Origin of the sequence: Yersinia sp. J1, from assembly GCF_050586585.1 — a bacterium.
In the GTDB taxonomy this organism is placed as follows: domain Bacteria; phylum Pseudomonadota; class Gammaproteobacteria; order Enterobacterales; family Enterobacteriaceae; genus Yersinia; species Yersinia entomophaga.
In genome coordinates, this window is record NZ_JBOBDP010000001.1 from 21,684 (window position 1) to 47,297 (window position 25,614).

The window sequence follows — 25,614 nt, forward strand, 5'->3', positions numbered from 1 at the left end:
ACTCATCACGCTAATACATGCTGACGAATGGCGGCGGCGATACCCGGCTGCTCGTTATCCGCGATCACCAGATCGGCACGCTGTTTAATGGCATCGGCGCTGTTACCCATTGCCACGCCCAAACCGGCGGCTTCCAGCATACTCAAATCGTTAAAGTTATCGCCGAAGGCAATGACTTCCTTCATGCTCATTCCTTGAGATTCAACCCACTGCTGCAGACGCTTGCCTTTACTATTGCCTGCCTGTGCAACATCCACCTGATCGTGCCACGACCATTCGCAAGCCAGACCCAATTCGTCTTCCACCATAGTGGCGAAGGCTTGCAGTTTGTTGGTATCGGCGTGGGATGTGGCGAATTTCCAGATGGAACTGGCGCTGCGAGCCGCGTCGTGCAGGCTATTCACATGTACGATCGCCGGACGCTGATGTTCAGGTAAATTTCCGGCCCAGTTAATCGAGCGGCTAACGTGGCCGTTAAGATGTTGATACAGCATGGCGTCATCCACGTACATCAGGCCATGAATCTCGGCGTGATCCAGTAGCTGAATTACCTGAACCGCCTGTTGAGCTGATAGCGGATCGGAAGCTAATACCTGCTTCGCCTGATAATCGTAGAGATAGGTTCCGTTGCAGCAAATGGCTGGCGTATCTAGCGCTAAAGCCTGATAAAACGGGTGAATCGCCACGTGATGACGGCCGGTCACCACCACCACTTTCACTCCGGCGGCGCGGGCTTCAGCCAATGCTGACAGCGATTCTGGCAGGATACGTTTCTGGTGATCTAATAGGGTGCCGTCCAAATCCAGAGCAATTACGCGATAGGTCATAGCGGTCTCATCATTTATTCGATTATTAATACACATTGAACCGATGTTACACCGGATAGGTGAGGGATTAAACTGAACAGATTGATTCCCTGACCATTATGGCGAGAGCGCGCGCAGGTGCCGCAGCAGGGCAGGTAAGCCGTGGTATTGGCAGACAATCGTTAGTTGGCCTGAGTGATTATTCTGCTAAAACGAGAGCTATTTTGCCCAAAACGTTGTTCTGCTGCTGAAAGTTGTTATGCCAGCCCAGTCAGGTAAGCTAGGATTCAGTTAGCCGCGTCACGGCAATAATTTGACTAGCATGCATGATTAAGGAGTAGCGATGAATCAAGTGGTTTATGTGGCAAGCCCAGACAGCCAGCAGATCCACGTCTGGCAATTGGATACGGCAGGGGCTTTAACGCTGCTGCAAACCGTTGACGTACCGGGGCAGGTACAGCCAATGGCGATAAGCCCCGACCAGCGCCATTTGTACGTGGGTGTGCGGCCTGATTTTGGCATTGTCACTTATCGCATTGCTGCTGATGGTCAATTGCAGGAAGTGAGTATGGCACCGTTACCCGGTAGCCCGACGCATATTTTAACCGACTTACAAGGTCGTTTTCTGTTCTCGGCGTCCTACAGTTTCAACTGCGTTAGCGTCAGCCCTATTGATGAACACGGCCATGTGCAAGCACCGATTCAACAAATCGATGGCTTGACCGCGCCGCATTCAGCCAATATCGATCCTACTAACCAAATTCTGTTAGTCCCTTGCCTGAAAGAAGACCGCATCCGTCTGTTCGATCTGAGCTTAAACGGTAAATTGACCCCACACGATCAGGTGGGCGTTTCCACTGCAGCGGGCGCTGGCCCACGTCATATGGCATTCCACCCTAACCATAAAGTGGCTTACTGTGTAAATGAGCTAAACGGTACGGTTGATGTGTTCCAGATCGAAGATAACGGTCAGCAATACCGAATAGTTCAGACGCTGGATGCGATGCCAGCCGATTTTGCTGAGACTCGCTGGGCGGCAGATATTCATATCACGCCGGATGGCCGTTATTTATATATCAGCGACCGCACCGCCAGCCTGCTGGGTATTTTCAGCGTTTCTGAAGGTGGCAACGTGATTTCTCTGGTAGGTCATCATCTGACGGAAGCGCAGCCTCGCGGCTTTAATATCGATAATAGTGGCCAGTTCCTGATTGCATCTGGTCAAAAATCCGATCATATCGAAGTGTATCGGATTGACCCGGCAACGGGTCAGTTGACGACGCAGGGGCGCTATCCGGTGGGTAAAGGTCCGATGTGGGTGAGTATTCTGGCTTCTAAACATGGATAATCCATTTTTAGATTTCAGTCTGTTATCAGTGAGATAACGGGTTGAGGAACAAATAATAAAGCAGCGCTCTGTAAACCGGTCGCTGCTTTTTTAATGCCAATAAACCGGCTTATTCTGCGACGGCCGCGGTAATCGCCTGGGTCAGACGGGTGAGCTGTTCCGGCTGAATAATATACGGCGGCATCAGGTAAATCAGTTTGCCAAAGGGCCGAATCCATACGCCCCGTTCGACAAAGCCGCGCTGCAAAGATGCCACATTTACCGCGTTTTCCATTTCGACCACGCCTATCGCTCCTAGCACTCGTACATCGGCAACGCCAGGCATCGCGGCCAGCGGCACTAATTCACGCTGTAATTGTGTTTCGATGCTTTGCACCTGCTGTTGCCAGTGGTTGCCCGCCAACAAAGCCAGATTCGCCACCGCCACGGCGCAGGCCAGCGGATTACCCATAAAGGTTGGCCCATGCATAAAGCAACCGGCATCACCATTACTGATGGTTTCAGCGACCTGACGGGTGGTTAACGTAGCGGAAAGCGTCATATAGCCACCGGTGAGGGCTTTGCCGAGACAAAGAATATCCGGCACGATTTCCGCGTGTTCGCAGGCAAAGAGCTTGCCGGTGCGCCCAAAGCCGGTGGCGATTTCGTCAGCAATCAGCAGAATATTGTATCGATCGCACAACGCTCTAACTTCACGCAAATAAGCTGGATGATAAATCCGCATTCCGCCGGCGCCCTGCACGATGGGTTCGAGAATAACGGCGGCAATTTCGCCGTGATGCTGCTCGATTTTTTCGGCAAAATCGTGAATATCGTCTGGATTCCACTTTTCATCAAAACGGCACTGCGGTGCGTCGGCAAACAGATGATTAGCCAGATAACCCTCATATAGGCTATGCATTGAGTTTTGCGGATCGCACACTGACATCGCGCCAAAAGTATCGCCGTGATAACCGTGGCGCAGCGTCAAAATGCGCTGACGCTTCTCTCCTTTGGCCTGCCAATATTGCAACGCCATCTTCAAGGCCACTTCTACTGCCACCGAGCCTGAATCGGCTAAAAATACGCATTCCAGCGTATTGGGAGTCATGGCGACCAATTGTCTGCACAGCGCAACGGCCGCCGGATGAGTAATGCCGCCGAACATCACATGAGACATTTTCCCCAGTTGCTCAGTAACCGCCTGATTTAACACGGGATGGTTATAACCCTGTATGGCAGCCCACCACGACGACATGCCATCAATAAGCAGTCGGCCATCGGATAGTTGTAGCTCGACGCCGCTGGCAGAAACTACCGGATAACACGGCAGCGGCTGAGTCATTGAGGTGTAAGGATGCCAGATGTGGCGCTGGTCAAAGGCAAGGTCAGAAGGTGTCATAAGGATCTGTTGTAAACTAAATTAACCATGGAATGGTTGACAGTATATCGAGTTTACATAAACTGACGAGACTTTTCTCATTCTTTGGAGATGCCAATATGGCAGATCGCATTCACTGGACAGTAGGGCAAGCCCAGGCCCTGTTTGATAAACCGCTGTTAGAGTTATTGTTTGAAGCTCAACAAATTCATCGTCAGCATTTTGATCCGCGTCAGATTCAGGTCAGCACTTTGTTGTCGATTAAAACCGGTGCCTGTCCGGAGGACTGTAAATATTGCCCGCAAAGCTCCCGTTATAAAACCGGTTTGGAAAGTGAGCGTTTAATGCAGGTTGAGCAAGTGCTGGAATCGGCAAAGAAAGCCAAAGCCGCCGGTTCAACGCGCTTTTGTATGGGGGCCGCGTGGAAAAATCCCCATGAGAGGGACATGCCGTATCTCGAGCAAATGGTGCAGGGCGTGAAGGCGATGGGAATGGAAACCTGTATGACCTTGGGAACGCTGGATAAAAGTCAGGCGCACCGTCTGGCGGATGCGGGGCTGGATTACTACAACCACAATCTGGATACCTCACCGGAGTTTTACGGCAGCATCATCACTACCCGTAGCTATCAAGAACGTTTGGATACGCTGGGGGAAGTGCGTGACGCGGGGATTAAAGTCTGTTCCGGCGGCATTGTCGGTCTGGGTGAAAGCATTAAAGATCGAGCCGGATTATTGGTGCAGTTGGCAAACTTGCCTAAGCCGCCGGAAAGCGTGCCGATCAATATGCTGGTGAAAGTCAAAGGCACGCCGATGGAAAATAACGAAGACGTGGATGCTTTTGATTTTATTCGCACTATTGCCGTTGCACGTATCATGATGCCGTCCTCTTACGTGCGCCTGTCCGCAGGTCGTGAACAAATGAGCGAGCAAACCCAGGCGATGTGCTTTATGGCCGGAGCCAACTCGATTTTCTACGGTTGCAAGCTGTTAACTACGCCAAATCCGGATGAAGACAAAGACTTACAGCTATTCCGCAAGCTGGGCTTGAATCCGCAGCAAACGTCTACTGAGCACGGCGATCGTCAGCAACAGCAGGTGCTGACTGACCGCATCAAATACAGCGATACGCCACAGTTTTATAATGCGGCGGTCTGATGAGTTGGCAGCATAAGATCGATCAAAGCTTGCAGCAGCGGTTAGCGCAGGCCGCCTACCGGCGCCGTCAGGTGAATCAGGGTTCCACTGGGCGCTTTCTGCGGGTGGAAAATCGCCAATATTTGAATTTTTCCGGGAATGATTATCTGGGATTAAGTCAGGATGCGACGGTGATTGCCGCTTGGCAGCAGGGCGCCGCTCGCTATGGCGTCGGCAGTGGCGGTTCCGGGCATGTCACGGGCTACACGCAGGCGCACGCCGATCTGGAACAACAACTTGCCGATTGGCTGGGGTGTCCTCGCGCGTTGTTATTTATTTCCGGTTATGCCGCCAATCAGGCGCTGCTAGCGGCTTTAACCGCCGCAGATGATCGGGTATTGGCCGATCGCCTTAGCCACGCTTCCTTACTGGAAGCGGCGGCGAGTTCACCGGCTCAGCTTCGCCGCTTTCAGCATAATCAGCCAGAATCCCTGCAAAATCTGCTGAATAAACCTTGCTCCGGCCAAACGTTGGTGGTGACCGAAGGGGTATTTAGTATGGATGGCGACAGTGCACCGCTGGCGGATTTGCACCAACGCGCGTCGGCGGCGGGAGCCTGGCTATTGGTAGATGACGCCCACGGCATTGGTGTCAGAGGTGATGAAGGACGCGGCAGTTGCTGGCAGCAAGGGGTAAAACCTGAGTTGCAGGTCGTGACTTTTGGTAAAGCTTTTGGGCTGAGCGGTGCCGCTGTGTTGTGTTCGCAGCCGGTCGCCGAGTATTTGCTGCAATTTGCCCGCCATCTGATTTACAGCACTTCCATGCCGCCTGCGCAGGCTTATGCCTTGCAGACGGCGCTAAAACGCATTCAACATGGTGATGATTTACGCCAGCGTCTACAGCAGAATCTACGGCAGTTCCGTCAGGGCGCGGCCAGCTTGCCATTGCAGTTAACTGCGTCAGATACCGCCATTCAGCCGTTAATTGTCGGTGATAATCAGCAAACCCTCTCTTTGGCGCAGCGCTTGCGGGATGAAGGGCTTTGGGTGACCGCCATTCGTCCACCGACCGTTCCTCCCGGCGGCGCTCGTCTGCGTATTACCTTGACCGCCGCTCATCAGCCGGCTGATATCGAAAGATTACTGGAGGTGCTACATGCCACTTGCCATTGATACTGTGAATAAACAGGCGATAGCCAGCGCCTTTAGCCGTGCGGCAGGTAGCTATGATGGTGCGGCCGCTTTACAGCGCGAAACCGGTGAAATTCTGCTGGCATTGGGTCAACGGCACCCGGGTACTCAGGTGCTGGACGCGGGCTGTGGCACCGGTTATTTCAGCCGTCGTTGGCGGGATCTGGGCAAAAAAGTGGCCGCATTAGACCTGGCTCCCGGCATGCTGGAGTTTGCCAGACAGCAGCAGGCCGCCGATGAATACTTGTTAGGCGACATTGAACATATTCCTTTGTCGAATGAGTCGGTGGATATTTGTTTCAGCAATCTGGCGGTGCAATGGTGCGGCAATTTGCGCGCCGCGCTAAACGAGCTGTATCGGGTCACTCAGCCCGGCGGCATAATTTTATTTTCGACTTTGGCCGCGAGTTCTCTTGATGAATTAGGGCAAGCCTGGCAGCAGGTTGATGGCCAGCGCCATGTGAACGAATTTCTGCCGTTGGATGATATAACGGCCGCCTGCGGTGGTTTTCGTTATCAAATAACGCAACGTATTCATCATCAGTATTTCAACGATCTTATCGAGCTAATGCGCTCCTTGCAGGGAATTGGCGCCACCCATTTGCATCAGGGGCGAGCTAATGGGTTGACCGGGCGACGTCGACTGGCGGCGCTACAGGCGGCTTATCCTCAGCAAAATGGTATTTATCCGCTGAGTTACCAATTGGTTTATGGAGTGATTTATCGTGATTAAACGCTGGTTTGTAACCGGAACTGATACTGATGTAGGGAAAACCCTGGCTAGCTGCGCACTGTTACAGGCCGCCAATATTCAGGGTTATCGCACCGCGGGTTATAAGCCGGTGGCTTCCGGTAGCGAAATGACCGCTGAAGGGCTACGCAACGGCGATGCCCTCGCTTTGCAGGCCAGTAGTAACCAACCTCTCAGTTATCAACAGGTGAATCCACTGACTTTTCTGGAGCCAACCTCACCGCATATTGTGAGCGCGGAAGAAGGGCGTCCTATCGATTTTTCCGTTTTATCCAGAGGCTTGCGCGAGCTAGAACAGCAGGCTGATTGGGTGCTGGTGGAGGGGGCCGGCGGCTGGTTTACTCCATTGTCTGAGCAGCTTACTTTCGCCGATTGGGTTATACAGGAGAAATTACCGGTCATTTTGGTGGTTGGCGTGAAGCTGGGTTGCATCAATCATGCTTTGCTTACCGCTCAGGCGATTGCGTTTGCCGGGTTGCCGCTGGCAGGCTGGATAGCGAATGATGTCGTGCCCGCCGGGAAGCGACAGGAAGAGTATATGGCCAGCCTGACGACGATGATTGCTGCGCCGTTGCTGGGTGTGATTCCACATCTGCCCGAAGTGGCGGGACATCCGTTAGGTGAGTATCTGAATATTAGTCGGTTAAACGATTAAGAGCAGATATGATTCAGGGGCGGCATATCTGTAGGTTAGTCAGATAATTGGCTATTTTTTCTTAAATAATCGTGAGTATGGTATCGTTCTTTCAATAATTCTGCGATCGTAAATAGATTCTGAAAACTAATTCACAACATCTATTTATGGTCGTTATTTGAAAGAAAATAAAACTGGTTGTGATAATGTAAATCCACTTAATAAGGCTGATTAACGCTAGATTAGTTAGTCCTATGTCATCAATTTATCTTTGTATCACCCCCAGTGTTATTCAGGTATTGGATTGATAATTAATGCCACTTGGGTTTCTGGCTCATTATTCATAACGCAGTTTCAGTGGTTAAAACAAGACCGATCAATATTCGATTAATATTAGGAATGATATTAAGCATTATTTAAAAAGCCAATGCACGTCATCTGGTTTATTTCTCATCTGTTTTTAATTTACACCAGAGGTAATGGCATGACCTTTCCAGAACTATTAAAATTACTTTCTACTGGAACGAATCTGGATCTCGGTACTGCGGCAAAAAGCGGCGGATGCACGATTCAATTTGATAAAAACATTGATGTTACTTTTGAGAATCACGATAACAACCTATATTTATTTTCTCCGGTAATGAATATTACCTCGGTGTTGTCGGAAGATTTTTTTGCTTCACTATTACAAATTCAATTATTTGGCATTGCGACAAACCGCTGCTGGTTTGGCTATGATGCGGGTGGTCAGCGGGTGCTGTTATTCTGTTTATTCGATTTAAATAAAGTGACGCCAGAAGATGCAATTGAACGTATTGAGGTTTTAGTCGATCAGGTTCAGTACTGGCAGCAGAATTTACCGCAGATTGCCAAATTATCTGACACCCATTCGGGAGCATATCGGGTTAATGACAGCTTTCAACGGCCGAGGTAAACATGAATAATATTTCTTTACCAAGATTCGGTATGCAGATTTTGGCCTACACGGCGCTTGATCGAAGTCATTTATTAAACAGTCTGGTGAGCCGTATTTCTGGTAGTTCGGATAAACGTGACGAGCTGGCCAATAAAATAATTTCAAACACGGTAACCCTTGGGCAGAATGCGCTTATTTCCAATAAGACGCTTGGGAAGCGTAGCGCCGAGATTGTAAATCAAGGGCGAAGCGTATTCTTTGGCAATACGCTGCAGCAGGTTGATAAAGGCGTCGGCCCGTTGGTCGAGCTTATTTTGCAATCTAAAGGTCAAGGCGGATTGGCGCAAAATATCGCTTCAGGTATTGCCCAGTGTCTTGGCCCGGTCTTATTACAAGATCATGCGGTAGAAAGAGTTCTGGTGGCCTTAACCGAGCAGAAAGGGGGAGAAAACGTCCTCAAATTGGCATTAGAGAATACCTTGTCTGGCTATACTGGCGGAAAAATAATTTCGGCCACGTTTATGTCGGCATTAAAACGCGCCATATTGGACAGGCCAGAATATAAACCAACGTCACCATTACATCATATGGCGGCCTGGAAATTACACCAATCCTTAACTTCTGATCCGGCATCACTGCCGCCAGCCCCGTTTGGTTTACCCACCATAGAAGCCATCGCGGGAACTGTCCCTAGTTTGGTCAGCACGGTTTGTAAGCAATTAGATAATATTCAGAATTTATTGCAGCTTCCTCTTAGCGAAAAAGAGCTATCGAGCGTATTTTCAGAATGCTGGCCAAGTGATTTGGCGGTTACAAAGGATATGACGAGCAAAAATTTCGCCAGTATTGTCATGATGGCTCATGCCACAAAACAAGAAAGTATTCTCGACGAGAAAATCGCGGAATTGCCGGATGGAATACGTCAATCATTCCAGCAGCAATGCAAAGAGATAAGAATATTTTTATCCAGAATACCTGATGCGCAAATCAAACTTGCCCAAAATTGGTCTGGGGGGACTGAGAGTATCTCGGTCAATCATTCTAAGGAGCACTCACCGCCTGCAAAATTGGTGGATTTTATGGATAATCAATTTCGCGCGCCGGTTCATCATCCAGAAGAAGTGGCTTCCTATTTTGCCGATGGCGCTTTCATCGACGCTTTTAAGGCCGGTATCGATCTTAAAGTGGATAATCGCCACCAAAGTTATGGTCGTTGGGCGATGGGAATGGGGAATCAGTTGTTCTCGCAGCTGCAAAATATAATTGGGAACGATCGACAAGAACTGACTCATGCACAAAGGGGGCAACTGGGGCAATTATCTGAAATGGTAGATAATAACCCAATGAGTTTAATGGCCATGAGCCGTTATCTGGTCCCTGAAAGTATTGTTTCGGCCGTTCAGGATCAGGTTCTCGGCCAATTTACTCGTCAGGGACCGGATCTGATTCTTGCCGATAATATCTGGATGAAAGTAGGTAAGCCTAGCGTCAGCTTTGCGGTGAGTAAAAATAATGGCGTGGATATTGATATTAAACTGACCTGGCCGATTAGCCAGTTTGGTAAAACCGCACAGACATTAGAAGCTGCGAAAGATAATCAAAGTCATATCAGCTCCCAGGTAAAAGTACATATGCTTTTCAATGAGAAAGGCGTTGAGAAGCAGGATATGAGCATCTCCGCGACCCAGATTTCGCTTAGAGATGAACTCACGTTAACCGCCGCAGAAGATTTGACTGAAAATACCCCGATCGCTTTCCTCAATCGAGGGGTATTAAAGCAGGCGTTCGAAACGGCGTCTAATTGCTAAGTCACGGTAATTTTTTAAACTTATTACATTAGACGATACTGTCCGCACAGCTTCGGAACAAACAGATTTCATCCTCAACGCCTGCGGCCATTAAACTGAATAATGCCGCAGGTGATGTACTCGCTCGAACTTCATATCAATGCTTATCTCGAATAACAGATTTATCAAACCGTTAAGTATTCGGTGATCAAATCGTCATCTAACAGCGCAAATTTTCCTTGAGCCACATTTCTTCCCTCATCAATCAAATAAAAGCGATCGGCCACTTGCTGAATGTTCTCCAACCGGTGTTCAACCAGTAAGACCGTCAGGCCAATATTTTGGCATAACTGGCGAATGACACTGCCAATTTCCGCATTTAGCGCGGGCTGATCACCGCAACCCGGTTCATCCAGAATCAGTAATTCCGGTTCGGGAACTAACGCGCGCGCGAATGCCAACAGTTGCTGTTGGTTACGCGTTAGCTCCCCGCCGCGTTGACGGCGCTGCTGATGTAAAAACGGAAAGAAATCATAGATCCAGTGGGGAATAACCCGATCTTTGTGACGCCCAGCCAGAAGCGCGACCAGCAAATTATCCTCCACGCTCAGTTGAGAGAAGATTGGCTGCCCTTGTGGGACATAGCCAATCCCCAGTGCGGTTCGTCGCTCTACCGGCTGGTGAAGCAGGTTTTCAGGCGGTTCCCCCCCGGGTTGCCAAACCATCGTGCCGCTTTCCACTGGAAGATGACCCATTATGCAATTGATCAGCGTGGTTTTTCCTACGCCATTACGACCTATCAGACAGGTACATTGGCCGGGAGGTAACTCAAGATTGATATCCCATAGAATATGGGTGCGACCATAAAATTGATTGACCGATTGTAAACGTAGCATCAGAAAATCTCCTCGCTTGGCTAGGTGCTGAGGGCGTAGGCTGGCTGAGTTCTGCGAGCAACTTTTGCTGCCGTTAGGCCAATCCTCAGCATAAAAATCTCAAGATATGAAAAAACGTGTTGGCATAAAGAAGTGATAAATAACCAGTTTCAGATATTAACTTGCGGCTAACGGTGATTTTTACTGCTAAACAGCCGTTTTCAGCACTCAGTCTGGCCTATTAACACTGGAACGCAACTCCCGCTATCACGCTTCTGTTACGCCGAATCACAGTGAAATAAGCAACTCTCGAGCCAGGTTGCTAACGCATAAGAAAAAACCATTATGTTAGGACGATGTAACGAAATTATTTGGCCACTTGCGTAAAATTTATTGGAAATGGCATAAACCGCCGGCAGCTACGGGATGGCGGTTGCACCTAGGCGGTGCCACTCTGAGGGGGCGTGGTGCAAAAAAGAAACAATTTGAATCGGTTGCGCGGTGGATGACTCGTGTAGGCGGCGAATAGCAAATTAGCAAGGGGGATATTTAGCACTAATTGAAATATATAGAGAAATAAAAATGTAAAAAAATGACTAAAAAATCCTATTTGGACCTGTTTTTACCTTAACCGGCGGTTTTCTCCAGCTCGCACCACAGACGGGATTGAGTGAGTTATCCACCATTCCTGTGGATAACCTTGTGTATTAGACACAAAAAACTAGTCGCAAGCGAGAGAGGACGCGGCTTATGCCCCGGTTGTCTGGATTCTCTTCTTTTTCTAAATATACATAAATTACAATAAGTTAATTAAAATCAAGACTTGAGTATTTAACACTGGTGGTTATGTGTGATCTTTAATCAATTTGTTTTACAGCGGTTAACAACTGCCTCTTTCTGGGGATAAATGGGGTATTGTCATGCAAATGGCAATATGGAATCGAGATAACGGAGGGGTCGTGCCAGAACCAGCGCTCTTTTCCCTATATTTATACTTGATGCTGGTTTTATATCCAGTATCATAGCAGTGGAAAAAATCTGGGAGGCTCGCATAATTAGCTTCCTAACCGCGCGTGATTCTCCATCGGGTAGCTAATTCATGAGTAAATTATTCAAACTGCATTCTGAGTTTAAGCCTGCTGGCGATCAGCCGGAGGCGATCCGTCAACTGGAAGAAGGTCTGGAAAATGGCCTGGCGCACCAAACGCTGCTAGGGGTTACCGGCTCGGGTAAGACTTTTACCGTGGCGAATGTGATCGCCGATCTGAATCGGCCAACCATGATTTTGGCACCCAATAAGACGCTGGCGGCACAGCTGTATGGCGAAATGAAAGAATTTTTTCCTGATAATGCGGTGGAATATTTCGTTTCCTACTACGATTATTACCAGCCAGAAGCCTACGTCCCCAGTTCTGATACTTTTATCGAGAAAGATGCATCGGTAAACGAGCATATCGAACAGATGCGGCTTTCAGCCACCAAAGCCCTGCTGGAGCGGCGTGATGTGGTGGTGGTGGCCTCGGTTTCTGCTATCTACGGTTTGGGCGATCCGGATTTGTATCTGAAAATGATGCTGCATCTGACCAAAGGAATGATTATCGATCAGCGGGCGATTTTACGTCGGCTAGCGGAGTTGCAATATGCCCGCAACGATCAGGCGTTCCAGCGCGGGACTTTTCGGGTGCGCGGTGAAGTGATTGATATTTTCCCTGCCGAATCTGATGAATTGGCGCTGAGAGTGGAGCTATTTGATGAGGAAGTGGAGCGATTATCGCTGTTTGATCCCCTGACGGGCCAGCTGCATCAGGAAGTTCCGCGTTTTACCGTGTATCCGAAAACTCACTATGTCACGCCGCGAGAACGTATTTTGCAAGCGATGGAAGACATTAAAGTCGAACTAGCGCAACGGCGTAAGGTACTACTGGAGAACAATAAACTGGTAGAAGAACAGCGTTTGACCCAGCGAACCCAGTTTGATTTGGAAATGATGAATGAATTGGGATACTGCTCCGGGATAGAAAACTATTCACGTTACTTATCCGGGCGCGGAGAGGGAGAGGCGCCGCCGACGCTGTTTGACTATTTGCCTGCCGACGGTTTGCTGATCGTGGATGAATCCCATGTGACTATTCCGCAAATCGGCGGTATGTACAAAGGGGACCGTTCGCGGAAAGAAACGCTGGTGGAATACGGCTTCCGTCTGCCGTCGGCGTTAGATAACCGCCCAATGCGCTTTGAAGAGTTCGAAGCGTTGGCTCCGCAAACCATCTACGTTTCGGCAACGCCGGGCAAATACGAGCTGGAGAAATCCGGCGGGGAAGTGGTTGAGCAGGTGGTGCGTCCAACCGGTCTATTGGACCCTATTATCGAAGTACGGCCTGTAGCAACCCAGGTGGATGATTTGCTGTCCGAAATTCGCAAGCGGGCGGCGATTAACGAACGGGTACTGGTCACTACGCTGACTAAACGTATGGCCGAGGATTTGACCGATTATCTGGTCGAGCATGGCGAACGGGTACGTTATCTGCATTCTGATATTGATACCGTCGAGCGGGTCGAAATTATTCGTGACTTGCGCCTCGGTGAGTTTGACGTGTTGGTAGGCATTAACTTGCTGCGAGAAGGTCTGGATATGCCGGAAGTCTCGCTAGTGGCAATCTTGGATGCGGATAAAGAAGGCTTCCTGCGCTCTGAGCGCTCATTGATTCAGACCATTGGCCGGGCGGCGCGTAACCTAAACGGTAAAGCGATCCTTTACGGTGACAAAATCACCGCCTCGATGGAGAAAGCCATCGGTGAAACCGAACGTCGTCGGGCGAAACAGCAGGCGCATAACGAAGCCTTGGGCATCGTTCCGCAGGGCCTGAATAAGAAAGTCGGTGATATATTGCAACTGGGTCAGCCTTCTCTACGTGGCAAAGGCAGAGGTAAAGGCGGTAAGGCGGCGGCAGAAAGTGCGGCCAACTATGATGCACTGACGCCGAAGGCGCTGGATCGCAAGATTAGCGAACTGGAAGCGCAAATGTATGTCCATGCGCAGAACCTTGAATTTGAGCAGGCGGCTGAATTGCGAGATCAGGTACATAAATTGCGGCAGCAGTTTATAGCTATTTCATGATGTCGGGTTGTTCAGAAAGTGAGCCGTTAGTGGTGGATGCTATAAATCGGGAATTTCTGCTTGTCGCATCCGTCATTCCTGATTAATGTGTGCGGCTGATAAATTCGTCACCTAATAACATGTGAGATATATAATGAGCGACCACTTGTCGAAAGATCCTCTCCACGGAATTACGCTGGAGCAATTATTGACCAAGCTGGTGGAGCATTATGGCTGGGAAGAACTGGCCTATCGCATTCGCATTAACTGCTTTATCAGCGATCCCAGCATTAAATCCAGTTTGAAGTTTTTACGCCGAACCCCTTGGGCGCGCACTAAAGTTGAAGAACTGTACATTCATATGACGCAAAAACCGGTGTGGATGAAAGACGCCAACTGAGCGTTTTTTATTCGGTTGACTTTAGCCCTTCAGGCTCGCGAAAGCGGGCCTGATTTGTTTTATGCTATGGGAGTCTGGTTTTATATATAAGCTGAACCTATGAAATAGCTTCCATAGTTGTGCAATGATGTATTTTTATTTCACTGTTTTTTCATTAGTTTTATTAACAGATAAAAGTTTTACTTTTTTATTTTTTTTGTTTGTTTCATGTTAATGATTTATCCTCTTAAGATATTGTGGATATTTAAGAAAATGCAAAAAATAAAAAGAATATTTTACCGCTGTATATAGGCATGCTTTCTGTGGTGAATTATTTATTCTTGACCGTAAATTACTTTGCCGATATTGTCTTGAAAAATTAATACATTATATCCTTAAATTAAATAATGGCTTTAGCCGTTTTTTTTGTTTTTATTATTTAGCGACGCTGTGGGTTTATCTTTTATTTTATATTGCAGTTATGGACGGTTCAAATGAATGGAATCTATAAACCCCATTTATTATTTTCTATTTTTATTTTAACGCCAGCCACATCATTACAGGCGAAACCTGTTGAAGATGAACACCAGTCTTACATGGAGGTTACAGGCCAGATTTTTTCGCCCCGAAACATGCTGCGCAGCTCTTATCAGCAGGAACAGGGCAAACTGGCCAAAATTGCCGGCGGAACAAATCTGATTACGCCAGAGGATGAGGGGCGTCTGGGGACTTTGCAGGACGCACTGGATTATCAGCCGGGTTTGGTGATACAGAATTTTTTTGGCGGGGTCGATCAACCGCGGTTGAATATTCGTGGCTCTGGCGTGCAAAGCGCGCCTTTGTCACGGGGTGTTACTTTATTACAGGATGGCCTACCGTTAAATGATGCCGACGGCGGTTTTCATATTAGCCTGTTGGAGCCTCGCGAAAGTAAAATTATCACTGCGCGGCGAGGAGCAAATGCCACCAGTCCGGTGAGCAACGCGCTCGGCGGCGAAATTGATTTTATGTCTTATACCGGTGCCGATGAAAATGGGCGGGCACGCTACGAATACGGTAGCTTTGGTCGCCACGGATGGCAGGGCGCGCTGGGCGGTAGCGAAGGCAATCTGGACGGACGTATCAGCGTGAGCGGCGATCGTTTTAGTGGCTATCGGCAGCATTCGTCTTCACGGCGAAATGCGGTTAGAGCCAATATTGGCTATGAAGATGAGAACTTTGCCAGTCGAACTTGGTTCAGCTGGACCGATCTTGCTTTTGACGTGGCGGGTTCTTTGTCTCAAGAGAAAGTTCAGACCGATCCGCGTTCGGTTTTTCCAATGGTATGGACGCGCGATCCTCACCGTAACGTCGAACAGGCTCGAATCGCCAATCGCCTTAGCTGGCGGGGCGAAGATTGGAAAAATGAGCTGGGCGTTTGGGCACAGCACACCCATGATAACTTTGTGACGCCGGTGGTCTACGTGCTCAGCGCTGGTAACACTTACGGCGCGCAGTGGCGAACCGAGCTACAGCGGGGGGATTGGGATTATCGCCTTGGGGCCTCGGCAGAACGCTCCGATATGGAGCGAGATTTACGGCAAAATCGGCGCGGGACGCCCGATAATTTCAAGTTGCTCGGCGCGTACACCATGCTGGCAGAAAATCAGAATCTGGCTTTTGGTGCCGGCTGGCAGATAACAGAGCAATTACGCGTTGATACCGATTTGAAAGGTACGCATTCCGTTCGCAATGCCAAATCCCGCGATAAGCGCAATGGGCTGGATCAGGATTGGTATTTTCTCTCACCTAAATTGGGAGCCGTTTGGTTCACCGGCAGCGATCTGCGTTGGTTTACCAGCCTGAACTGGAGCCATGAAGCGCCGAGTTTTCGTGAGATTATCTCCAATAAAGGCGAGCTGACCCTGCTACGCCCGCAAAAAGCCGTGACGTGGGAAGTGGGAGGTGAAGGTGCGTTAACCCGCAGCCTAAAATGGGATGTGACGCTATATCGCAGCCTGATTGACGATGAGCTGATTACCACTTATGACAGCGAAGGTCATTCGATAGGCACTTTTAACTACGCGGATAAAACCCTCCATCAAGGGGCAGAGATTGGGCTGAAAGGGCATATTCCGATCAGTGATAACAGTATCGAATATCGTCTGGCATGGACTTATAACGATTTTCGTTTTCGTGGCGGAGAATATAGCGGAAAGCGAATTGGCGGTATTCCGAAGCAAATTATTGCCGCAGAGGTTTTATATAAATGGAATAACTGGAGTATTGGGCCAAATCTGCATTGGTTGCCGGAAATAACGCCGATTGATCATCTTAATCGCACGGACATACAGGCTCGCGATAAATATGCGGTATGGGGAATGAAAGTCGATTATCGCCATCCTGACGGCTGGTCTGCTTATCTCAGTATGGATAATTTGACCGACAAACTTTATGCCACTGCTTCAGCAACGGAGCGAGAAGTAACATCGAAAAAGAGTAATACACTATTTCCTGGCATGGGGAGATCAATTAATGGCGGAGTTACCTATAGTTTTTAGCGCTAGGCAACTTATTACGCCCATTTTTAATTTACTTTATTAATATTTTTAGGGCATAGAGTAAGTGCCATCACGACCTTACTCTTTATTTTAACGGCGCTATCTTAACAATGAGTATTCTAAAACTCGCGATTATTGAATAATGCATCGGATGCTGAGATGAATATAAAATTGCAGTTGTACAGTTTTTTTATTTTATTCGGATTTTTATGGTTTCCGACAATTTGTTTAGCGGAAAATAATAGTTTTATTGATATGAACCAACGTGCGGTTAGTTTACTTGAACCGGTCAAGCGTGCGGTGGTTATTCCAATACCGGCAGCGTCATTACTGGTTAGCCTTGACCGTAGCACTCAGCGTCTGGCCGGTATTCATCCTTTTGCCAAAGTTGCCGCGCAGGAAGGCATGCTGAGCCGCATGTTTCCTGAAATCGATCTTTTACCCAGTGACACAGTTGGTGCGGGTTTTACTCCCAATATTGAAACCTTACTGGCCGCGCAGCCTGATTTAGTCTGGCAATGGGGGCATTTGGGCGATGATATTGTTACGCCTATTGAGCTGGCGGGGCTAAAAGTGGCGTTAATTTTGTATCCGTATCACGACGATAGCCGGATGCAGCAGTGGATAACACTGATGGGACGCTCCATTGGTCAGAATGAAAGGGCGCAGCAAATAATTGCCTGGCGTCAGAGAACGTTAGCTGAAGTGACACAAAAAGTGGCGCAAATTCCGCAGCAACAAAAAGTCAGAGTACTTTATCTGTCGCGCTTCCTTTCAGAAATACACACCATCGGTAAAACCTCCCACACTAACAGCGATATTCAGCGCGCAGGTGGGCTGAGTATTACTGCGGATTTTGGCGGCGCTCGCACCATTAATCAGGAACAAATTATGGTGTGGAATCCAGACGTTATTTTATTGGGCAATTTTGAGCCTGGGCTTCTCCCTCGTCATATTTATCAAAGCCCGGCCTTAGCTGAAGTGGCTGCAGTGAAAAATAAGCGCGTCTATAAAATCCCTATCGGCGGTTTTATCTGGGATGCGCCTAATCAGGAAACGCCGCTGTATTGGCAGTGGCTTTCCATGGTGTTTTACCCCGATAAGATTTACTGGCCGCTGCGTTCGGAAATTGTTCGCCAGTATGATTTTCTTTATCGCTATCAGCCTACAGATAAGGAGTTGGATAGCATTCTGCAAATGGACGCTAATAACGTGACGAAAGAATATAGCCAACGTTTCAAGGACAGAGAATGAATATTTCCAGCCGTATATATGGACGAAATAAATTTTTCTGGTTAATAACTCCGGGTCTATTGCTGGCCGTCATGTTGCTTGCATTGTGCTCCGGACGTTATCCGTTATCCGCCGGGAAAGTCCTCGCTATTCTGGCATCATCCTTTATTTCAACAGAAAGTCTGGCGGAGTTTGTTCAATGGACACCTATTGAACAACGCGTGGTGGAGTTTATTCGTTTGCCGAGAATGCTTATTGCGTTGCTGACCGGCGCGGGTTTATCGGTTGCCGGAGCTGCGCTTCAGGGGATATTTCGTAACCCGTTGGTAGGGCCGCAAATTATCGGCGTATCCTCAGGTGCGGCTTTGGGAGGCGCATTAGGAATAGTTTTATTTTCCTCGCTGATGATGATTTCCGGCCTGGCTTTTATTGGCGGCTTTTTAGCTATTTTGCTGGTTTATTTTCTCAGTCGCAGTAGCGGAGCCTCCAGTATTTTGATGCTGATTCTGGCCGGCGTGGTGATTAGCGCCTTTTTCGCCGCGTTAATTTCTTTAGTGACCTATTTTGCCGATCCGAATAATACCTTGCCGGCGATTGTTTTCTGGCTGATGGGAAGCTTTGCCACCGTGACATACCACAAGCTAGCCTTGGCTACTTTACCGGTACTTTGCGGTTTAGCGCTGCTTTATGCTCTGCGGTTCCGTATTAACGTGCTATCGCTGGGGGATGAAAATGCCGCCGCGCTGGGCGTGCCGGTGGAGAAAGTGCGTTGGCTGGTGTTGATTTCTGTTGCGCTGATTACTTCTGCCACCGTAGCCGTGGCTGGCACTATTGGTTGGGTCGGATTAGTGGTACCGCATATTGCCAGAATGCTGGCTGGTCCTGATCATCGCCAGTTGCTACCTGCCTCGGCAATCATTGGCGCAATTTATATGATGGCGATCGATACGCTTTCCCGCAGCGTGAGCAGTGCAGAAATTCCCTTAGGTATCATGACTGCCTTGATAGGAGCGCCGGTGTTTGTCTGGCTGCTGCGGCAAACTCAGCAGAAAGGATGGACTCATGATTAATATCGATCGGTTGACGTTAATCCGAGGAGAAAAAACGCTGTTTGAACGACTTTCCCTCCAGATAGAGCAAGGCAGCGTAACCGCTATTCTGGGCGCGAATGGACGAGGGAAAACTACGCTTTTACGCCTGATCATGGGCGCGATTAAGCCCACTTCGGGCCAGATTTCCGTTGCTGCGAATATTGGCTATGTTCCGCAGCAGGAAAATGCGGTTTTTCCTTATAGTGTCAGAACTATGGTGATGCTGGGGCGAGTGCGACACATGGGCTGGTTTGCTTCGCCAAACCGGCGCGATAGCGAAGTGACTCAGCGATGTCTGGATTGCTTCGGGCTGTCGCCGTTGGCGGATAAACCGGTGAATCAGCTAAGCGGAGGCGAGCGGCAGTTGGTGAGTATTGCTCGTGCGTTGGCCAGCGAGCCTGAGATTCTGATTCTGGATGAGCCTGCTTCGGCGCTGGATCTGGCAAATCAGGACAAAGTGCTCAGCGGGCTGCGGGATTTATCCGCCCGTTTGGGGATGACGGTGGTGTTGACTACTCATTCTCCGTTACACGCGCTGCATATTGCCGATCGGACTTTGTTGCTTTATCCGCAGACTGACGGGGAAGACACGCAGGTAGCAGAGCAAACGAAGGGCGTCGCCTTTGGCCTAACGCGGGAGGTGGTAACGGATAAGAATCTGACGCAGCTTTATCAGTTGCCGGTACACGTAGATAAGTTGGATTTTGCGGGAAAAACTCGGGATATATTTATGCCGTTGTTTAACTGATCCAGCGTGTTCTGTCGGACATAAGCCCGGTAAATACCGGGCTTGAGAGGTTTAACCGAGTTTTTGCAGCGTTTGCTCCAATGCCTGACGCAGTAATTCTCGATCGTGACGATAAGGAATATCCTTAGCTTCCAGCGGCTGCTGAGTCACGATACGATCTTGTACACCGCTAGTGTCTACCGTTGGGCTAACCACTACCGCATCAATCATTTTACGACCGATTTTGCTTTCCATCATCGCCAGCTTGTCCTGTAACGTCAGAGCGGCGGCGGCCACGCTGAGTTCCTTACCAAGATTACCAATGTAAATCATGCTGGCGGAGCTACGGCGCAACGCCTGAGTTAAATCATCCAGCAACAACAACGGCATCAGGCTGGTTAAAAAGCTGCCGGGGCCGATCAAAATCAAATCGGCCTGACTAATGGCTTCAATGGCTTCTCGCGTAGCGCTAACGTGGGGAGACAGCGTCATTTCCTGCGGCATATGGGTCAATTGGTCAATATTGACCTCTCCATAAACCGGGTGCCCTTCGTGATCTAACGCCTGTAAATCCACCGGCTGCTCGGACATCGGAATCAGCCAGGCGTCCACTTTTAGCAGGCTGCGCAGCAGATTGATGGCTTCCATCGGCCTGACGCTCAAGTGATCCAGCGCCTTTAACATCAGGTTTCCGAGATTATGGCCGGATAATTCACCATTACCGCTAAAACGGTACTCAAACATGGCGGAAGCAACGCTGGGTTCAGTAATCAACTGGTTCAGGCAATTTCGGGTATCACCCCAGGCAATACCGCCTTCAGAGCGGCGAATTCGGCCAGTAGAACCACCGTTATCGGTGGTAGTGACGATTCCTGTCAGGCGTGATCCTAATGGAGAAAGGGCTGACATAACCCGGCCTAAACCGTGGCCACCACCGAGTGCAACGACTCGATCCAGATCGGCTAATGTGCGATTTCGCATAAGTTTCCTATCGATTTGCCCCAACCCGGTTTATTTATCAACCAAAGGCATAAAAATTTGCCATAAGTTAACGGATTTATGGCAAAAACGCGATAAAAGCCGCAGTTTCCGTGATATTGGACAAGAATTTATCCCGCGAATGATTTAGCCTTCAAACCTCGTTTCATGGTCTGCTAAGTCGTTGTATATAAAAATATATAGCGCAAAGACCCGATTGGCTATCCCGACGTTTTAGCGCTAGAATCCTTGGGAAAACCACGGTTTCTCCTGACAGTCTTTGGGCCGTCGCTGAAATCAAACTCCTAGCCTCTGTGTCTACGTTGCTCACGCAATATGATGCTTTGGCCGTGGCATTGAGCCACCAGGGTGCGAGGTAGAAATGCCTGCATCTCCCGTATTTGGAAAGGTGTTATGGTACCGCAACTGACCGACGCATTTGCGCGCAAGTTCTATTACTTGCGCCTATCGATTACTGACGTGTGCAATTTTCGTTGCACCTACTGCTTGCCCGATGGTTATCAACCCAATGGGGTGAAAAGCTTTCTGACGCTGGATGAAATTCGGCGCGTCAGCCGCGCTTTTGCCGAATTGGGGACGGAAAAAATCCGTCTGACCGGCGGCGAACCTTCCATGCGACGCGATTTTACCGATATCATTGCTGCTATCCGTGAAAATCCGGCGATCCGCACGCTGGCGGTGACGACCAATGGTTATCGTCTGGCTCGCGACGTGGCGGCGTGGCGCGATGCGGGGCTGAGCGCTATCAACATTAGTGTCGATAGTCTCGATCCGCGCCAATTCCATGCCATTACCGGGCAAGATAAATTTCATCAGGTCATGCAGGGCATTGATAAAGCCTTCGAAGTCGGTTTTGAGAAAGTCAAAATCAACGCGGTATTGATGCGTGATGTCAACGATCGCAGCCTGAAAGCCTTTCTGGGCTGGATAAAACCGCGCCCGATTCAATTGCGTTTTATCGAACTGATGGAAACCGGTGAAGGGAGCGAGCTATTCCGTAAACACCATGTTTCCGGCGGAGTGATTCGCCAGCAGCTACTGGAGCAAGGTTGGGTGCAGCAAGACCGTGCACGAAGCGACGGCCCGGCGCAGGTTTATCGTCACCCGGAATATCAGGGTGAGGTCGGCTTGATTATGCCGTATGAAAAAGATTTCTGTGCCAGCTGTAACCGCCTGCGCGTATCGGCCATCGGCAATCTCCATTTATGTTTGTTCGGCGAGCAGGGGATTCCTCTGCGGGATTTATTATCCGGCGATCTGCAACAGGACGAACTGAAAGAACGTATTCAAAGCGCGTTGCAAACCAAAAAACAGACTCATTTTCTGCATCAAGGCAACAGCGGTATCACGCAGAATCTCTCTTTTATTGGCGGTTAACGCGTTGGCGCATTGCGCTATATCAGGAGTATTTATGACCCAATTAACTCATATTAACGCCGCCGGCGAAGCCCATATGGTGGATGTTTCTGCCAAAGCCGAAACCGTGCGTGAAGCCCGCGCGGAGGCGTTTGTAGAAATGCAGGCCACGACGCTGGCGATGATTATTGATGGTAGCCACCATAAAGGCGATGTGTTCGCCACGGCGCGCATTGCAGGTATTCAGGCGGCGAAGCGAACCTGGGAGTTGATTCCCCTGTGTCACCCATTGATGCTGAGTAAGGTGGAAGTCAATTTGCAGGCTCAGCCAGAGCACAATCGAGTCCGAATCGAATCTTGCTGTCGTTTGACCGGTAAAACCGGCGTAGAAATGGAAGCGTTGACGGCCGCTTCGGTCGCCGCATTAACCATCTACGATATGTGTAAAGCGGTGCAAAAAGACATGATTATCGGCCCTGTGCGTCTGCTGGCGAAAAGCGGCGGGAAATCCGGTGATTTCGAGGTAACAGTATGATTCAAATTCTCTTTTTTGCGCAGGTGCGCGAGCTGCTCGGCACCGAGAGTTTACAGCTGGTGGCGGAATATCCTACGGTGGAAGCGTTGCGCCAGGCTCTGTGTCAGCGTGGTGACCGCTGGCAGCTGGCTTTGGACGAAGGAAAATTGCTCACGGCGGTGAATCAATCGCTGGTCAGTTGGGATCATCCGCTGTCTGCTGGAGATGAAGTGGCCTTCTTCCCGCCGGTAACCGGAGGCTGAGGATGGAAAATACTCGCATTCGCGTCGGCGCGGAGCCATTTAACGTCGGTGATGAATATCAATGGTTGGCTCAGTGTGGCGAGGACGGCGCCGTCGTGACTTTCACCGGCAAAGTGCGTAACCATAATTTGGGCGATAATGTTAGCGCGCTGACGCTAGAGCACTATCCGGGGATGACGGAAAAAGCGCTGGGAGAAATTATCGCCGAAGCCCGTGAGCGCTGGCCGTTGCAGCGAGTTTCGGTGATTCATCGTGTGGGATCGCTGTATCCTGGCGAGGAAATTGTGTTCGTTGGCGTGACCAGTGCTCACCGCAGTGTGGCCTTTGAATCAGCAGAGTTCATCATGGATTACCTGAAAACTCGCGCGCCATTCTGGAAGCGCGAAGCGACTCCCGCGGGTGAGCGCTGGGTCGAATCTCGCGATTCTGACCATGAAGCGGCCAAACGCTGGTAAACTCATGTAAATAATGCCCTAAAATGCCTATTTTAACTCCTAGGGGGCGGGCTGTTTTGTGGTAATCTTAGGACCAGGTGGGCCGTCAAGGACGGTCTGTATCATTGTTCACATGCAGAAGGTAATTACCATGGGCCACTATCCACGCTCTAATGGTTCGATTGTCGAACGTGCTAACACAGGCATTCAGGCATATATGGCGCAGGTATATGGCTGGATGACCTGTGGTCTGTTATTAACCGCCTTTGTGGCTTGGTATGCGGCGAATACGCCGGCTATCCTCCACTTTGTTTTCTCTAGCCAGATTACGTTCTTTGGCTTGATTATTGCTCAGCTTGGTCTGGTATTTGTTATTTCCGGTATGGTTAACCGCCTGAGCGGCACCATGGCCACCAGCCTGTTTATGCTGTATTCAGCGCTTACCGGTTTAACGCTTTCCAGCATTTTGATCATGTATACCGGCGCTTCTATTGCTAGCACATTCATTATTTGTGCTGGGATGTTTGGTGCCATGAGCATTTACGGTTACACCACCAAACGTGATTTAAGCGGTATGGGCAGCATGCTGTTTATGGGGCTGATCGGTATCGTGTTGGCCTCACTGGTTAACATATGGCTGAAAAGCGACGCGTTAATGTGGGCCGTGACTTACATCGGTGTTGTGGTGTTCGTTGGCTTAACCGCTTACGACACGCAGAAATTGAAAAATATGGGCGCTCAGTTGGACGCTAACGATAAAGACGGTTTCCGTAAGTATGCCATCGTTGGTGCGTTGACCCTGTATCTTGATTTCATCAACCTGTTCCTGATGTTACTGCGTATTTTCGGCAACCGTCGTTAATTTGGGTGATTGAGGGCAGCGTCAAAACCATTCATACGTTACGCTGTGATTGAAAGACAAAAAGGCCACCTTATGAGGTGGCCTTTCTTTTGAATGACAACGGCGGTGATATTTTTTCGATGATTAGTGTTATCTATCAAATTGTAAATCAGAATAGTTCCGCTCTTTTCCCCTCATTTCAATAGCCACATCTTGCCCATCAGGCAATTTTACGTCTGAACATCCCGTAAGCGGCGCTGCCCGTTGTCGCGGTAATCACCAATAAGGGCCACAGGCTGTGCCAGATAATATCGAAGCTGGCATCCTTCAGGTAAATCTGTTTGGTGATATCAGTAAAGTGGCGGATAGGATTAATCCAGGTGATGTTTTGTAGCCACACCGGCATATTTTCCACCGGCGATACATAGCCGGAAAGTAGTATGGCAGGCATCATAAACACGAATACCCCGATAAATGCCTGTTGTTGAGTCGAGCACAGCGATGAGATCAGCAAGCCAAACCCGACCAGCGATAGCCCGTAAATCAGCATGGTGCCGTAGAATAGTGCCAGCGACCCGGCAAAGGGAATTTGGTAGAAGAAAATGCCGATAAATAGCACAATTGAGGCCTGAAAAGTCGCGACAATCAGCGCTGGCACCGCTTTACCGATAAATATCTGCCAGGTGGTAAGCGGTGATACCAACAGCTGATCTAGCGTTCCCTGTTCCCGCTCACGTGCTACCGACAGCGAAGTTACTATCAGCACGCCGATGGTGGTAATCATCGCAATCAATGACGGAACCACAAACCATTTATAATCCAGATTCGGGTTATACCAATTTCGTACTACCAGTGCGCTGTTATTCGGTTTTATCTGTCCCTGCGTCAGCTCGTCCTGATAATTTTGAATTATTTGCTGAATATAATTGGCCGCTATCTGGGCACTGTTGGAGTTACGTCCGTCCAGAACTAGCTGCAATGGCGTGGTGTGTCCGTTGGCTAAATCGGCGCTGAACTGCTCGGGAAAACGGATCAGTAATAGTGCGCGCTGGTTATCAATCGTTGGTTGGATTTCCTGCGGGCTATGGAGCAGCAAAACGTTAGAGAATGCCTTCGCCTTGGCGAAACGCTGCGTCAGTTCAATTGATGCTTTTCCGCTGTCTTCGCTATAAATAGCGATGGTAGCATTAGTCACTTCTAGCGTGGCGGCGTAGGGGAACAGCACCACCTGTAAAATAACCGGCATAATCAATATTGCCCGGGTTTGCGGCTCCCGCAGCAAAGACTGCAATTCTTTGATAATCAAAGTATAAAGACGATGAAACATCATAGCTCCT

At 49.3% G+C, this 25,614-nt stretch carries 23 protein-coding genes and 1 riboswitch; of the genes, 18 read left to right on the forward strand and 5 right to left on the reverse strand.

The features are described 5' to 3' along the window. Nucleotides 1-5: 5 nt before the first annotated feature. A complete protein-coding gene (locus ACQ4OC_RS00105) occupies nt 6-827 on the reverse strand; it encodes a pyridoxal phosphatase (RefSeq protein WP_064512578.1) in 822 nt (273 codons plus the stop codon). A 322-nt stretch (nt 828-1,149) separates the two neighbouring features. Here ACQ4OC_RS00105 and pgl point away from each other — a divergent pair, with 322 nt between their 5' ends. Continuing rightward, nucleotides 1,150-2,154 (forward strand): 6-phosphogluconolactonase, encoded by a 1,005-nt coding sequence (gene pgl, locus ACQ4OC_RS00110; protein WP_120806828.1) that lies wholly within the window; start codon nt 1,150-1,152, stop codon nt 2,152-2,154. A 109-nt stretch (nt 2,155-2,263) separates the two neighbouring features. On the opposite strand, the gene bioA is transcribed toward pgl, so the two are convergent. Further along, a complete protein-coding gene (gene bioA / locus ACQ4OC_RS00115; RefSeq protein WP_120806827.1) occupies nt 2,264-3,535 on the reverse strand; it encodes an adenosylmethionine--8-amino-7-oxononanoate transaminase in 1,272 nt (423 codons plus the stop codon). 98 nt (nt 3,536-3,633) lie between these two features. On the opposite strand from bioA, the gene bioB reads away from it, so the two are divergent. From bioB to ACQ4OC_RS00145, 6 genes are all read left to right on the forward strand, one after another. Then, on the forward strand, nt 3,634-4,671 hold the full coding sequence (gene bioB / locus ACQ4OC_RS00120; protein WP_064512584.1) for a biotin synthase BioB: 1,038 nt from the start codon (nt 3,634-3,636) through the stop codon (nt 4,669-4,671). After that, nucleotides 4,671-5,822, forward strand: a complete 1,152-nt coding sequence (bioF, locus tag ACQ4OC_RS00125; RefSeq protein WP_064512587.1) for an 8-amino-7-oxononanoate synthase — start codon at nt 4,671-4,673, stop codon at nt 5,820-5,822. Before bioB ends, bioF begins: the two co-directional genes overlap by 1 nt. Continuing rightward, nucleotides 5,806-6,573 (forward strand): malonyl-ACP O-methyltransferase BioC, encoded by a 768-nt coding sequence (bioC, locus tag ACQ4OC_RS00130; protein ID WP_064512589.1) that lies wholly within the window; start codon nt 5,806-5,808, stop codon nt 6,571-6,573. Before bioF ends, bioC begins: the two co-directional genes overlap by 17 nt. Continuing rightward, the gene (gene bioD, locus ACQ4OC_RS00135; protein ID WP_064512591.1) at nt 6,566-7,246 is read left to right on the forward strand and encodes a dethiobiotin synthase; all 681 of its coding nucleotides are present in this window, start codon (nt 6,566-6,568) and stop codon (nt 7,244-7,246) included. Before bioC ends, bioD begins: the two co-directional genes overlap by 8 nt. 463 nt (nt 7,247-7,709) lie before the next feature. Next, nucleotides 7,710-8,159 carry a type III secretion system chaperone gene (locus ACQ4OC_RS00140; RefSeq protein WP_158513756.1) on the forward strand — a complete coding sequence of 150 codons (450 nt, stop codon included), beginning with the start codon at nt 7,710-7,712 and terminating at the stop codon, nt 8,157-8,159. A gap of 2 nt (nt 8,160-8,161) precedes the next feature. Next, nucleotides 8,162-9,949 carry a hypothetical protein gene (locus ACQ4OC_RS00145; protein ID WP_430970821.1) on the forward strand — a complete coding sequence of 596 codons (1,788 nt, stop codon included), beginning with the start codon at nt 8,162-8,164 and terminating at the stop codon, nt 9,947-9,949. A gap of 164 nt (nt 9,950-10,113) precedes the next feature. On the opposite strand, the gene ACQ4OC_RS00150 is transcribed toward ACQ4OC_RS00145, so the two are convergent. Continuing rightward, nucleotides 10,114-10,824, reverse strand: a complete 711-nt coding sequence (locus ACQ4OC_RS00150; RefSeq protein ID WP_064512597.1) for an ABC transporter ATP-binding protein — start codon at nt 10,822-10,824, stop codon at nt 10,114-10,116. 1,078 nt (nt 10,825-11,902) lie between these two features. Here ACQ4OC_RS00150 and uvrB point away from each other — a divergent pair. The 6 genes from uvrB (at nt 11,903) to ACQ4OC_RS00180 (ending at nt 19,891) form a co-directional block, all read left to right on the forward strand. Further along, nucleotides 11,903-13,921, forward strand: a complete 2,019-nt coding sequence (uvrB, locus tag ACQ4OC_RS00155) for an excinuclease ABC subunit UvrB (protein ID WP_064512598.1) — start codon at nt 11,903-11,905, stop codon at nt 13,919-13,921. A gap of 133 nt (nt 13,922-14,054) precedes the next feature. After that, on the forward strand, nt 14,055-14,300 hold the full coding sequence (locus ACQ4OC_RS00160) for a VF530 family DNA-binding protein (protein ID WP_049596686.1): 246 nt from the start codon (nt 14,055-14,057) through the stop codon (nt 14,298-14,300). Between the two features lie 473 nt (nt 14,301-14,773). Further along, complete coding sequence (locus ACQ4OC_RS00165; RefSeq protein ID WP_430970822.1) at nt 14,774-16,819, forward strand: TonB-dependent receptor family protein; 2,046 nt, start codon at nt 14,774-14,776, stop codon at nt 16,817-16,819. A gap of 255 nt (nt 16,820-17,074) precedes the next feature. Then, nucleotides 17,075-18,073 carry an ABC transporter substrate-binding protein gene (locus ACQ4OC_RS00170; RefSeq protein ID WP_120806833.1) on the forward strand — a complete coding sequence of 333 codons (999 nt, stop codon included), beginning with the start codon at nt 17,075-17,077 and terminating at the stop codon, nt 18,071-18,073. Continuing rightward, on the forward strand, nt 18,070-19,122 hold the full coding sequence (locus ACQ4OC_RS00175; protein ID WP_064512602.1) for a FecCD family ABC transporter permease: 1,053 nt from the start codon (nt 18,070-18,072) through the stop codon (nt 19,120-19,122). Before ACQ4OC_RS00170 ends, ACQ4OC_RS00175 begins: the two co-directional genes overlap by 4 nt. Beyond that, on the forward strand, nt 19,115-19,891 hold the full coding sequence (locus ACQ4OC_RS00180; RefSeq protein WP_430970823.1) for an ABC transporter ATP-binding protein: 777 nt from the start codon (nt 19,115-19,117) through the stop codon (nt 19,889-19,891). The genes ACQ4OC_RS00175 and ACQ4OC_RS00180 overlap by 8 nt, the downstream gene beginning before the upstream one ends. A 51-nt stretch (nt 19,892-19,942) precedes the next feature. Here ACQ4OC_RS00180 and yvcK read toward each other — a convergent pair whose 3' ends face one another. Beyond that, nucleotides 19,943-20,851: a uridine diphosphate-N-acetylglucosamine-binding protein YvcK gene (gene yvcK, locus ACQ4OC_RS00185; protein ID WP_064512606.1), complete on the reverse strand. Its 909-nt coding sequence runs from the start codon at nt 20,849-20,851 to the stop codon at nt 19,943-19,945. 287 nt (nt 20,852-21,138) lie between these two features. Further along, nucleotides 21,139-21,276, forward strand: a riboswitch (molybdenum cofactor riboswitch). Between yvcK and moaA the strand changes: the two genes are divergently transcribed. The 5 genes from moaA (at nt 21,263) to ACQ4OC_RS00210 (ending at nt 24,298) form a co-directional block, all read left to right on the forward strand. Then, a complete protein-coding gene (gene moaA, locus ACQ4OC_RS00190; protein ID WP_430970824.1) occupies nt 21,263-22,246 on the forward strand; it encodes a GTP 3',8-cyclase MoaA in 984 nt (327 codons plus the stop codon). It overlaps the preceding riboswitch by 14 nt. A gap of 34 nt (nt 22,247-22,280) precedes the next feature. Next, nucleotides 22,281-22,760: a cyclic pyranopterin monophosphate synthase MoaC gene (gene moaC / locus ACQ4OC_RS00195; RefSeq protein WP_064512609.1), complete on the forward strand. Its 480-nt coding sequence runs from the start codon at nt 22,281-22,283 to the stop codon at nt 22,758-22,760. Then, nucleotides 22,757-23,002: a molybdopterin synthase sulfur carrier subunit gene (gene moaD, locus ACQ4OC_RS00200; protein ID WP_064512611.1), complete on the forward strand. Its 246-nt coding sequence runs from the start codon at nt 22,757-22,759 to the stop codon at nt 23,000-23,002. Before moaC ends, moaD begins: the two co-directional genes overlap by 4 nt. Before the next feature lie 2 nt (nt 23,003-23,004). Further along, nucleotides 23,005-23,457, forward strand: a complete 453-nt coding sequence (moaE, locus tag ACQ4OC_RS00205; protein ID WP_064512613.1) for a molybdopterin synthase catalytic subunit MoaE — start codon at nt 23,005-23,007, stop codon at nt 23,455-23,457. 130 nt (nt 23,458-23,587) lie between these two features. Continuing rightward, on the forward strand, nt 23,588-24,298 hold the full coding sequence (locus ACQ4OC_RS00210; protein ID WP_064512615.1) for a Bax inhibitor-1/YccA family protein: 711 nt from the start codon (nt 23,588-23,590) through the stop codon (nt 24,296-24,298). A gap of 199 nt (nt 24,299-24,497) precedes the next feature. On the opposite strand, the gene ACQ4OC_RS00215 is transcribed toward ACQ4OC_RS00210, so the two are convergent. Continuing rightward, entirely contained in the window at nt 24,498-25,604 is a 1,107-nt protein-coding gene (locus ACQ4OC_RS00215; protein ID WP_064512616.1) for an ABC transporter permease, read from the reverse strand. Nucleotides 25,605-25,614 lie beyond the last annotated feature (10 nt).

Excerpts from the sequence above, each read along its gene's own strand:
- moaC (WP_064512609.1), top strand. The coding sequence starts at position 22,281 with ATGACCCAATTAACTCATATTAACGCCGCCGGCGAAGCCCATATGGTG.
- ACQ4OC_RS00180 (WP_430970823.1), top strand. The coding sequence starts at position 19,115 with ATGATTAATATCGATCGGTTGACGTTAATCCGAGGAGAAAAAACGCTG.
- ACQ4OC_RS00215 (WP_064512616.1), bottom strand. The coding sequence starts at position 25,604 with ATGTTTCATCGTCTTTATACTTTGATTATCAAAGAATTGCAGTCTTTG.
- uvrB (WP_064512598.1), top strand. The coding sequence starts at position 11,903 with ATGAGTAAATTATTCAAACTGCATTCTGAGTTTAAGCCTGCTGGCGAT.
- ACQ4OC_RS00145 (WP_430970821.1), top strand. The coding sequence starts at position 8,162 with ATGAATAATATTTCTTTACCAAGATTCGGTATGCAGATTTTGGCCTAC.
- ACQ4OC_RS00210 (WP_064512615.1), top strand. The coding sequence starts at position 23,588 with ATGGGCCACTATCCACGCTCTAATGGTTCGATTGTCGAACGTGCTAAC.
- moaD (WP_064512611.1), top strand. The coding sequence starts at position 22,757 with ATGATTCAAATTCTCTTTTTTGCGCAGGTGCGCGAGCTGCTCGGCACC.
- ACQ4OC_RS00160 (WP_049596686.1), top strand. The coding sequence starts at position 14,055 with ATGAGCGACCACTTGTCGAAAGATCCTCTCCACGGAATTACGCTGGAG.
- yvcK (WP_064512606.1), bottom strand. The coding sequence starts at position 20,851 with ATGCGAAATCGCACATTAGCCGATCTGGATCGAGTCGTTGCACTCGGT.
- bioB (WP_064512584.1), top strand. The coding sequence starts at position 3,634 with ATGGCAGATCGCATTCACTGGACAGTAGGGCAAGCCCAGGCCCTGTTT.
- moaE (WP_064512613.1), top strand. The coding sequence starts at position 23,005 with ATGGAAAATACTCGCATTCGCGTCGGCGCGGAGCCATTTAACGTCGGT.
- ACQ4OC_RS00170 (WP_120806833.1), top strand. The coding sequence starts at position 17,075 with ATGAACCAACGTGCGGTTAGTTTACTTGAACCGGTCAAGCGTGCGGTG.
- ACQ4OC_RS00140 (WP_158513756.1), top strand. The coding sequence starts at position 7,710 with ATGACCTTTCCAGAACTATTAAAATTACTTTCTACTGGAACGAATCTG.
- bioC (WP_064512589.1), top strand. The coding sequence starts at position 5,806 with ATGCCACTTGCCATTGATACTGTGAATAAACAGGCGATAGCCAGCGCC.
- bioA (WP_120806827.1), bottom strand. The coding sequence starts at position 3,535 with ATGACACCTTCTGACCTTGCCTTTGACCAGCGCCACATCTGGCATCCT.
- bioF (WP_064512587.1), top strand. The coding sequence starts at position 4,671 with ATGAGTTGGCAGCATAAGATCGATCAAAGCTTGCAGCAGCGGTTAGCG.
- pgl (WP_120806828.1), top strand. The coding sequence starts at position 1,150 with ATGAATCAAGTGGTTTATGTGGCAAGCCCAGACAGCCAGCAGATCCAC.
- ACQ4OC_RS00175 (WP_064512602.1), top strand. The coding sequence starts at position 18,070 with ATGAATATTTCCAGCCGTATATATGGACGAAATAAATTTTTCTGGTTA.
- moaA (WP_430970824.1), top strand. The coding sequence starts at position 21,263 with ATGGTACCGCAACTGACCGACGCATTTGCGCGCAAGTTCTATTACTTG.
- ACQ4OC_RS00150 (WP_064512597.1), bottom strand. The coding sequence starts at position 10,824 with ATGCTACGTTTACAATCGGTCAATCAATTTTATGGTCGCACCCATATT.
- ACQ4OC_RS00105 (WP_064512578.1), bottom strand. The coding sequence starts at position 827 with ATGACCTATCGCGTAATTGCTCTGGATTTGGACGGCACCCTATTAGAT.
- ACQ4OC_RS00165 (WP_430970822.1), top strand. The coding sequence starts at position 14,774 with ATGAATGGAATCTATAAACCCCATTTATTATTTTCTATTTTTATTTTA.